The organism is Acidisoma sp., assembly GCF_035492295.1.
Classification (GTDB): Bacteria; Pseudomonadota; Alphaproteobacteria; order Acetobacterales; family Acetobacteraceae; genus Acidisoma.
Genome location: NZ_DATJJK010000018.1, coordinates 1 through 8,286 on the forward strand (window position 1 = coordinate 1; position 8,286 = coordinate 8,286).

The 8,286-nt window shown below is 61.6% G+C and carries 8 protein-coding genes; 5 read left to right on the forward strand and 3 right to left on the reverse strand.

Going from position 1 to position 8,286, the window contains the following annotated elements; genetic code table 11:
• Positions 1-63 precede the first annotated feature (63 nt).
• On the reverse strand, positions 64-501 hold the full coding sequence (locus tag VL752_RS01180) for a hypothetical protein (protein ID WP_325351898.1): 438 nt from the start codon (positions 499-501) through the stop codon (positions 64-66).
• A gap of 109 nt (positions 502-610) precedes the next feature.
• Here VL752_RS01180 and VL752_RS01185 point away from each other — a divergent pair, with 109 nt between their 5' ends.
• The gene (locus tag VL752_RS01185; RefSeq protein ID WP_325351899.1) at positions 611-739 is read left to right on the forward strand and encodes a hypothetical protein; all 129 of its coding nucleotides are present in this window, start codon (positions 611-613) and stop codon (positions 737-739) included.
• A gap of 1,069 nt (positions 740-1,808) precedes the next feature.
• Here VL752_RS01185 and VL752_RS01190 read toward each other — a convergent pair.
• Together VL752_RS01190 and VL752_RS01195 are read right to left on the reverse strand one after the other, a co-directional pair.
• Positions 1,809-3,131 (reverse strand): amidase, encoded by a 1,323-nt coding sequence (locus tag VL752_RS01190; RefSeq protein WP_325351900.1) that lies wholly within the window; start codon positions 3,129-3,131, stop codon positions 1,809-1,811.
• A 64-nt stretch (positions 3,132-3,195) separates the two neighbouring features.
• A complete protein-coding gene (locus tag VL752_RS01195) occupies positions 3,196-3,867 on the reverse strand; it encodes a GntR family transcriptional regulator (RefSeq protein WP_325351901.1) in 672 nt (223 codons plus the stop codon).
• 267 nt (positions 3,868-4,134) lie between these two features.
• Between VL752_RS01195 and VL752_RS01200 the strand changes: the two genes are divergently transcribed.
• Genes VL752_RS01200 through VL752_RS01215 form a run of 4 tightly spaced genes read left to right on the forward strand, consistent with a single transcriptional unit; the run spans position 4,135 to position 7,707 of the window.
• Positions 4,135-5,142: an ABC transporter substrate-binding protein gene (locus VL752_RS01200; RefSeq protein WP_325351902.1), complete on the forward strand. Its 1,008-nt coding sequence runs from the start codon at positions 4,135-4,137 to the stop codon at positions 5,140-5,142.
• Positions 5,143-5,159: 17 nt separating this feature from the next.
• On the forward strand, positions 5,160-5,936 hold the full coding sequence (locus VL752_RS01205) for an ABC transporter ATP-binding protein (protein WP_325351903.1): 777 nt from the start codon (positions 5,160-5,162) through the stop codon (positions 5,934-5,936).
• Positions 5,937-5,955: 19 nt separating this feature from the next.
• Positions 5,956-6,771, forward strand: coding sequence for an ABC transporter permease (locus VL752_RS01210; protein ID WP_325351904.1), 816 nt, complete (start codon positions 5,956-5,958; stop codon positions 6,769-6,771).
• 24 nt (positions 6,772-6,795) lie between these two features.
• The gene (locus VL752_RS01215) at positions 6,796-7,707 is read left to right on the forward strand and encodes an acetamidase/formamidase family protein (protein ID WP_325351905.1); all 912 of its coding nucleotides are present in this window, start codon (positions 6,796-6,798) and stop codon (positions 7,705-7,707) included.
• The last annotated feature ends 579 nt before the right edge of the window (positions 7,708-8,286 follow it).

Sequence of the window (8,286 nt, forward strand, 5' to 3'; positions counted from 1 at the left end):
GCCACGCGCCGCAGCACCGATAGCTGAAGCGGGCCTCCCCGTCGTGGCGAGAGACGATCCGTATCAAGGCCGCTGACGGGCATGGGCGGAAACCGTCGCTGCCTTCTTCGATTTCGAATACCTGAGGAGCGAGACTTCCACCGTCCCGGGCTTCGGATAAGGATGGCGGGGGCTCAGGCGCGCATGTTCGTGCCTGCCCGTGACATCCTGCAACTCTCTCGCGATCAGCCTCGATTTCGCCTGGTCGCTGTCGAAGAAGAAGGCAACGCCCGGCCAGCGACCAGGCGTCTCAGGGATGATGATGTTGGTCACAGTGAAGCCCTGTTGCCGAAGCTTGCGGGCGAAGGCTTCCGCGACGTGCGCCTCATCGGACGTGAAGTTGAGCTTGACTCTGAGAGGGGCGGCCAGCAGGGGCGCAGCCGCCTTCGAAGCGGCGCCGACAGACTGCGGGGGAGCCGCCGGCGACGCGGCATGGGCCGAAGGCTGAGTGAGAGGCCGCATGGGCGCTGGCGGCGGAACCGCCATGGCCGTTTTGGGAGAGGTCTGCGGAGGGGCAGGAGCCTGCAGGGGAACAGGTGTCACGACGGGACTGATGACGGTAGGAACGGCGATGACCGCGGCTGCTGGGGCCGCAGACGATGCCGGCGGCACCGCCGCCACCTTGGGTGGCGGCGGTGCCGCAAGCGGCCTTGCGGAGGGGTGGAAAGGTGCCTCAGAAGCCGTCTGGGTCGGGGGCTGAGCGGGAGGGGGCAGCGCGATAGTCACTTGAGATGAGGCCGGTGCCGGCGGAACCTTCACGGGAGCCGGTGTCGTGGCAAGGCCGACGACGGCGGGACCCGTGATAACCCTACCATCGGAGGCTTCAGACGGTGCCGGTGGTGCGGCCGGCTTGGGTGCCGGAGAAGCCGGAAGCGCCGCCGGCGAGGGTCGGGAGAGCGCCACAGACCTCGCGTCGGTGGGGGGGCGACTGGGAGGCTGAACAGGCGATGGCGGCGGATCCGCCAGAACCGCTTTGGGCAGGGACACCGCGGGGGGCGTCTTCGTCGGGATAGTTGTCACGGCGGCGCTGACGTCGGCGGGAACGGTGATGACCGTGACACTGGGGGCCGCATAGGCTGCTGGTGGGGCAATCGGCCTCGTCGGCGGTGGCGCCGGAAGCGGCTGCGGAGCGGGCTGAGACAATGCCAGTTCCGCCTGAGGCGAAGGCGGCGGCCCGATGTCCTCGGGCTTCGGATTGGGCACCCAGGCCCCGGCAGCCCTGCCGTTGACAGGCAGCGTCGGGCCTGACGGGCGCGGGCGGCTAGAGGTTCGGTCCACTCCGATGGCATGGGAGGAGGGCTTTGACGATCCGGTGGTGTCCGCATCTCGCCATGCCGGCGGCTTGTCCGAACCGAACAGTGCCGGCAAGGAGAGGAATGCGGTGCCCCCGATGATCGCTAGCGCAAGGACCAGCGAGGCCGCCCGGTACAGTCCTCGTTTACCGCTGCGCTTCCTCGCGTCGATCTCAACTTGCTCGGATGGCGCTACGATGTCTTGCAAATCCTCCGGGTCCACGTCGAGAAGCCATTGCACCGATGGAGCCCGAGCGCTCCCACCATGGGCCGAAGCCGGCGGCAGATCATTTTGGGGCGGTGGAAGAGGCGACACGCCGGATGACACGGATACATTTACCTCGATGCATAGGGACGACTCGCTTCCTAGCGTAAGTCACCTCGCATAATCACCCTATTCCTGCTCGCTACGGAATGATCGACGTGTCGCCCCTATGTCACGCTGGTGAGGCGCCGGATATAAGCGCCGCCTCCACGCTAGGACAGGATGTTTTCCAATTCAGCGGCAATGGCAAATAGAGTGGCATCCTCCCCCTCAAATCCAATCAATTGCAAGCCGAGCGGGAGCCCTTCGGATTGTAGCAATGGCAATGTGACGACCGGCACGCCGAGCATTGAGCCCGGAACCACGAAGATCGGGTTTCCCGTTGAGGTCAAGCCAAGCGGTGCTGCTCCGGGCGCGGTCACGCTCACAAGGCCATCGCACCCAGCCGCCAGTCTGGCATAGATCTTCCGGATCTCGGCCCGCCGAGCGATGGCCGCGGCATAGTCTTCCTGCGTCATCGCCAGACCGATCGTGAGGCGATCTCGCGCGGACTGGCTGATCGCCGACGCATCACGTTCCATGAACGCGTTCAGTGGCCAACGCCATTCCCATGCATTGATTTTGGTGGTCAAGGCCAGCATTTCGGCTGACGCCTGCTCAACCTCTTCCAACTCTGCCCAGTCCGATCGCGTGACGATCTCAATTCCCGCCTGCGCGAGACTGGCCAAAACCGTGTCCAAGGCCTCGCGGGCCGACGGATCGAGGATTGGCCAGCCAGCCGTCTGTAACAGCGCCAAACGCTTGGGCCGAACAGCGGCCGGCGGCTTCATGGGACCGATGATGCCGACGTAACCCGGGTCACCGCCCACGCGGGCCACGATTTCGCGCGCCATCACCCAGCTATCGGCAAGGCTGGCGGCCAAGATACCGGAGCAGCTCTGGCTGAGCATATCCAGGCTGCCGCCTCGGTTGATGCCGCCCAGGCTTGGTTTGTAGCCATACACGCCGCAGAATCCAGCCGGGCGAATGATGGAACCCACCACCTGCGTGCCCATAGCGCCGGATATCATTCCCCCACTCACCGCAGCGGCGGAACCACTGGATGATCCGCCCGGGGTCCTGTTCAAATCCCAGGGGTTGCGGGTGCCTCGGGGCTCCATGGACGCAAACTCGGTCGTGACCGTCTTGCCCAAAATGACTGCGCCTGTCAGACGCAAAGCCGTCGAACTCGCTGCACCGAACAGAGGCCGATTGCCGTTGTAGAGAACAGAACCTTGTTCGGTCGGCATATCATCGGTGTCGATGATATCTTTGATACCGGTGGGCATCCCATCGATCGCGGAGAACGGCCGCCCCTTGCTCCAGCGGGCTGACGACTCATCGGCCGAACGGCGTGCGCCGTCGATGTCGACAAAGGTAAAAGCGCCGATCTCCGGTTCTAGCCGTGCAAAATCTTCGAGGCATCGCTCAAGGAACTTTCGTGGCGTATCCGCGCCTGATCTGAAATTCTCCCGTTCCGACTGAAAGGGTCGCATCTTGGGCTGAGCCTGTCGCATAAGCGTTATCGCCTCTTGGATCGCCGACTTTATGAATGCGTCGTCATTCAGCTTCCGCCAGAATGACGACGCGTGTCTCGACGTCGCGCTCGATGGCGGACAGCGTTTGAGACAGATGGGCAGCCGTCTTGCTCGCGACTCCGGCCTCGTGCCCCGCGCGGTAGAGGCGCAGCAACTCCGCATGGTCCCCGTTGTTCAGGGTCATCAATTCCGGGGTCGCGTGCATGGAGAGCGTTACGTAGGAACCGGCCGCTTCGGCGAGGCTCGCCACAATGCGCGTCAGTCGGCCATCTGGTGCTGCGACGTTGAGCGTCTGGTGAAAGGCCACGTTGAGGTTGGCCCATCGTTCGGGATCCTTCTCCTCGCAGAGGCGCAGATGCACCGCCTCCGCCTCGTCGAGCTGAGCGGCACTTGTGAGGTGCAGCGCGCGCACCGCCAGCATCGGCTCCAACACGATGCGTAGTTCGTAGAGTTCCCGAACATCCGCGAGGGTAAGGCCGCGGACAAGAACGCCGCGATGGGTATCAAGGCCGATCAGACCCTCTGCCAGCAAATCACGGAAAGCTTCCCGCACGGGGGTGGTGCTGACGCCGAGACGGGACGCAACTTCCTCCTGCCGCAGTCTCGCGCCAGCCGGATGTTTGCCCTTCAGGATCTCCGCCCTCAGCGTCCCCAGAACATACTGCCGTGCGGTCTGTGGTCGCTTCTTCTCCATGCCGTCTCGTCCTCGCTCGTCATCGCCATAGGGCGTAGGGGCAGTTTGATAGCGCGGCCAGGCCCTGGCGAGCCAGACCATCGATGCGAAAGTGCATACTATGCATTGTGCATAATGTTTGATCAAAAGCAGCGAAAAAAGCGCCAGGCGGCGACAGCGGGGGAGGCGACCTCAATAAAAGTGATCTTTATCAATATTTTACCTGGACGGATTTCTTGGCACGGGCTTTGCGATGGGTGAGGCGCAACCTGTGTTGGAGAGTTCCAGATGACTGGCTTGCTTCCCAAAGCGCTTTCGCGCCGACGTACTTTTCAGCTCGCCGGCGCAGCCGCGGCGGTCACCGCCCTTGGGGCGCCGCGCATCGCGCGGGCGGCCGTGACCGAGGTCGCCTTCGTCGAGGCCGTGCATAACCTCGGCTACATCGACCTCTATGTAGGCCAGCATGCCGGGTATTTTGATGAGGCCGGAATCCACCTCAACCTCTCTGCAGCCGGAGGCGACACCCAGGCTTTTGCGGCGGTGCTGGGGCAATCCGCGCTTTTCGGCATCGGTGATCCGACGATGGTGCCGATCTCCGTCGAAAAGGGCGGCCCCGGCAAGGTCGTCGGCAGCGTCGTTCAGCGCGCCCACTATTTCGGCGTCTCAAAGACGGTGAAGACGATCACCGATCCGAAGCAGTTCAAAGGGCTGAAGATCGTCACCTCGCCCGAGCCGAACACCAATTATAGTGTCACAAAGCGGCTGCTGACTCAGGCCGGTCTCGTGATCGGGAAGGATGTGCAGATCATCCAGGTCAGTCCCGGTACGGAAATCGGCGCGATGCTCGCGGGGCAGGCCGATGTTGCGATCGCCTACCAGCCCGGCGTCGCAGAGGCGGAATCGCAGGGGGCGAAGATCATCTTCGACTTCTCGAACGCCATTGGCCCCTTCTGCAACACGGGCATCATGGTGTTGAACCAGACCATTGCGTCCAAGCCCGAGATCATTCAGGCCCTCTGCAATGGCTTCCAGAAGGCGATGAAGCGAACCTATGGCGATCCGGCCTATGCCAAGAAGGTCGCACAGATGGAATTTCCTCAGTTGTCGGCCGCCGTGATCAACAGCGCCATCGACACCGAACTGAAATACCGCATTCCCTCGCAGTCTGTGGTCGTCGACAAAACGCAATGGGACAATCTCATCAAGATGCAGGTCTACCTGGGCAATATCAAAGGTACGACGACCTTTGATCAGATCGTCGACAACACCTTCGCGAACAAGGCGGCATCAGCCTGAGCGCGCTACGGACCAGCTTGGGGCGGCCGGATACGCCGCTCCAAGCCCTCGACCTCGGCAAGGCCTTTCTGACCGATACCGGCGAGGAATTGGAAATCATTCGCTCTGTGTCGTTCGCACTGGAGCGCGGCGAAATTGTAAGCTTGGTGGGCCCTTCCGGCTGCGGCAAGACGACCCTGCTCAACCTCCTCTGCCGGTTGATAGAACCGAGCCAGGGGGCGGTCTTGTGGAATGGACGTGAAAGCGACGGCGTTCCGCCCGGTGTCGGGTACATGTTGCAGAAGGACCTCCTTTTGCCATGGCGCTCTGCCATCCAGAACGTGATGCTGGGCTTGCAGGTCAGGGGAGGGGCTACCTCGGAGCATCGGGCACGCGCGCGGGAATTGCTCGACCAACTCGGCCTCGGGGCTTTTGCCGATCACTATCCATCGACGCTGTCAGGCGGGATGCGGCAGCGCGTGGCGCTGGCCCGAACCCTGGCGCCGGAGCCGGAAGTCCTCCTGTTCGACGAGCCGTTCTCGGCTCTCGATTTTCAGACGAAAATCCTGATCGAGCGCGACACGCTGCGCCTCGTCCGGGACATGCAGCGGTCACTCCTCCTCATCACGCATGATGTGGAGGAGGCGGTCAGTTTGTCCGACCGTGTGATTGTATTGTCGCGCCGCCCCAGCTCGATCGTGTCCGAGCACCGCATCGAGCTCTCGGGCGACCGCAGCAACCTGATTGCGCTGCGCGAAAGCGAAGGATTTGCGCATTATGTCCGAAAGATCTGGACCGAGCTTGATGTTCACTAGCTCGGAACGGCGTACCCCTATGAAGACCCTGACCGAGCAGGATCGGCGCACGGCGGCACTATTGGCACGACGGCGCCGGCGGATACAGATCCTGCTGTGTCAGCTGCTTTGCTTTGTCGTGCTGATCGGCTTGTGGCAATGGCAGACAGAAACGGGACATATCAGCGCATTTCTGTATGGCTCTCCCTCGGGTATTCTCGCGGCTCTCATTGCGGCAATCCGGGATGGATCGGTCTGGACCGACTTGGCGACGACGGCGCTGGAAACCCTTGCCGGCTTCGCTTTGGGCAATATCATCGGCACCACTTTGGGGCTGTCTCTCTGGTATTCCCGCTTCGTCTCGCAGGTGCTTCAGCCGTTTATTCTGGCGCTCGGCTCCATTCCGATCATCGCTTTGGCTCCGATTACCATTATCTGGTTCGGCACGGGCTTCGCTTCCAAGGTTGCCATGTCCACGCTCTCGGTCGTGGTGGTATCGATCATCATCGCTTACAAAGGGGCGATGGGCGTTGACCCCGATCAGATCAATCTGATGCTCTCGCTGCGTGCCAGCCGAGCGAAGATCTTCCGGCTGATCGTCATCCCGGCGTCAATGACCGATATATTCGCCGGCCTGAAGCTCACGGTCGGATTTGCCCTCGTGGGTGCTATCGTGGGCGAGTTCATGTCATCGACCAATGGCCTCGGGCACGAAATCTTCAAAGCCGGAAGCCTTTACGCGATATCGGCGGTCTTCGCCGAGCTTGTGGTCACTGTTATCCTTGCCCTCGTGCTATCGAGCATCGTGACGCGCGTGGAGCGATGGCTTCTGCCCTGGCGGCACGACCTCTCCTGAAATTCAAGTCTAAAGGGACTTTTTATGACGCGGCTGATTAAAAAAGATGGAAATCTCAAATACGCGCTCACCTCCGGGGAAGCCTGCGTAGAGAGTATTTCTGTTGGCGAAACGGTCAAGATCGAGTGCGAGATAAACTGTAATGCAGGCGTGATTACGTCGACCGATTCCAAGATCACGCCAGATAAGGTGCACTTCCCTTTCGTAAATCCTGCCACTGGTCCTCTCTTCGTGAAAGACGCGAAGCCCGGCCAAGCCTTGGCGGTGACCATTCACGAGATGGAATTGGACGAGATCGGATATACAGCGCTTTACCCTGGTTCGGGCATGTTTCCCGACTGGGTTCGCCGGAAGGAATTCGGCCACCATACCCGGGCAATGCGGGTCGCTGATGGTTTCGTTCATTGGAGCGAGACCAAGAGGCTTCCGATCCAGCCCATGGTCGGTGTCATTGGCGTCGCCCCGGTTCACGGCGGCGTTCTGACGGTCGACAACGGGGTCCATGGCGGAAATCTGGATGTTCAGGAAATCGGGCCGGGAAGCACCGTCACTTTCGATATCCACCAGGACGGCGCCGGACTTTATCTTGGGGATTGCCATGCCTTGCAGGGTGATGGCGAATGTGTCGGCATGGGTGCGACGGAAATAGGCGCGCGCGTCACCTTCAGCGTCGCTGTCGTTGACAAGCCGAAGCGGCTCACCTGGCCGCGGATTGAGACGGCAACTCATATCGCGACACTGGGCTGTGCCCGCCCCCTCGAAGATGCGATGCGAACCGCCTTTGAGGAAATGGTCTACTGGCTGGCTGACGACTATGGTTTCACCGAAGCGGAAGCCTATCTGTTTCTGGGGCAGATCGCGGAGGCCCGCTGCACACAGATGGTGAACCCAAAATATACGTACATTTGCAAGGTCGCTAAGCACCTTCTGACCTGACAAAGCTTGCCGCCGGGTCAGGTCAGGTCAATCCGTCGCGGCTGTCGGGTCGCACCATGGGCAATCCGCGGGATGAGCCGCCTGGGGTGTGGCGCGACGGACCTGCCCAGGCGGCCGGCGCTGACGGCTCGGGCCCACCGCAGGCGGTTTGCCTGAAATCTCCCGCGCGCTTAACCCTGATCGCGTCTTGTGGGGCGCGCGCCGACACATCCGGATGGCTGCCGCTCTCACGGGCGGTTTCACGTAGATGTGATGAGAAGAAACGGCCGCGAATGGCCTTTGCACCGACGGTGCGCCAAAGGATAGTCTGCGCGCCATCACCAAGGCTGATAGCCATGGCTAGCACGAAACGTGCTGCCTGCTAGAATGATGGCGATGGGCTCCATTGAGACGGGCCTGCAAACGCTGTAAGGCCGTCCTCAACGCTCAAGCCTTTTACGCTGAAGATGCCATCTACATTTTCATGGATGGATGGGTGATGCGAGCGGTGCAGCTGGATACCAATGGCACGATGATCGAAGGGTAAAGACAGGATGCTCGTTTCCGTCGCGTTAGCAACCTATAACGGCGCACGCTACC